Here is a 1420-nt window from a genome sequence, read left to right as displayed (position 1 = left end):
CGCTGCTGCGACGGACCGTTCGGCGCGGTCAGGCCGTTGGACGCTCCGTCCTGGTTCACCGCGCTGCCCCGCACGACCGCCCACACACGGTGACCTCGGCGTATCGCGTCCGACAACCGTTCCACCACCAGCAGACCGACGCCCTCGGAGAACCCGGTGCCGTCCGCGTCTGCGGAGAAGGCGCGGCAGCGGCCGTCGGGGGAGAGTCCGCGCTGGCGGCTGAACTCCACGAACGTCGACGGCGTCGACATCACCGTCACGCCACCCGCCAGCGCCAGGTCGCACTCGCCCAGCCGCAGCGCCTGACCCGCCAGATGCAAGGCAACCATCGACGACGAACACGCCGTGTCCACACTCACCGCCGGGCCCTCGAACCCGAACACATACGCCAACCGACCCGAAGCCACGCTGCTGGAACTGCCGTTGGCCAAGTAGCCCTCAAGTCCCGTCGGTGGTTTGGTCACTCGGGTGGCGTAGTCGTTGTACATGACGCCGGTGAACACGCCGGTGCGGCTGCCCTGCAGGCCGTGCGGGTTGATACGGGCGTGCTCCAACGCCTCCCACGCCGTCTCCAACAGCAACCGCTGCTGCGGATCCATCGCCAACGCCTCACGCGGACTGATCCCGAAGAACTCCGCATCGAACCCCGCCGCCCCCCGAAGGAAACCCCCCTCACGGGCATACGACGTCCCCGCATGCTCCGGATCCGGATGGAACAACCCCTCCAGATCCCACCCCCGGTCCACCGGGAAACCCTCGACCACATCACGGCCCTCGACCACCAGCCGCCACAGATCCTCCGGACCCCCCACACCACCCGGGAACCGGCAGGCCATCCCCACGATCGCCAACGGCTCGTCCACCGCGACCACCCCACCGGCCACACCGACGGACACATCGGCGTCACCCGTGAGCTCGGCGATCAGGTACTCGGTCAGATCGCGGACGGTCGGCTGGTCGAAGACCAGGGAAGCCGGCAGCCTACGGCCGACCGCAGCACCCAGCCGGTTGCGCAGTTCCACCCCCATGAGCGAGTCGAAGCCCAGTTCGGAGAACGCCCGCTCCACCGGCACCGCGTCCGCGTCCGCGTGCCCGAGCACCCCGGCCACCTGCCGGCGCACCTCACCGGCCACCAACCGCCGTCGCTCCTCACCCTCCAGACCCCGCAACCGCTCCGCGAACCCGTCACCCCCGCCCGTGGTGCCCCGCCGCACACGCACCTTCACCAGACCCGAGAGCACCTCGGGCAGTTGTCGGTCGGTGGCGGCGGTGCGCAGGGCGGCCGGGTCGAAACGGGCGGCGACCACGGCCGGGGCCTCGTTCGCCAGTGCCGCGTCGAACAGGGCCAGGGCGTCGTCCGTGGCCAGCGGCGCGATGCCGAGACGCGCGAGTCGGGCCCGGTCGGCTGCCGCCAGCCGGC

At 71.1% G+C, this 1420-nt stretch carries 1 protein-coding gene; it reads right to left on the bottom strand.

The features are described 5' to 3' along the window. Positions 1-1420, bottom strand: a 1420-nt coding sequence (locus tag ACH4F6_RS39960; RefSeq protein ID WP_397965597.1) for a beta-ketoacyl synthase N-terminal-like domain-containing protein, incomplete at both ends; no start/stop codon positions are given.

Origin of the sequence: Streptomyces sp. NPDC017936 (genome assembly GCF_044328485.1) — a bacterium.
In the GTDB taxonomy this organism is placed as follows: Bacteria; Actinomycetota; Actinomycetes; order Streptomycetales; family Streptomycetaceae; genus Streptomyces.
This window is presented reverse-complemented; position numbering and strand designations above follow the sequence as displayed.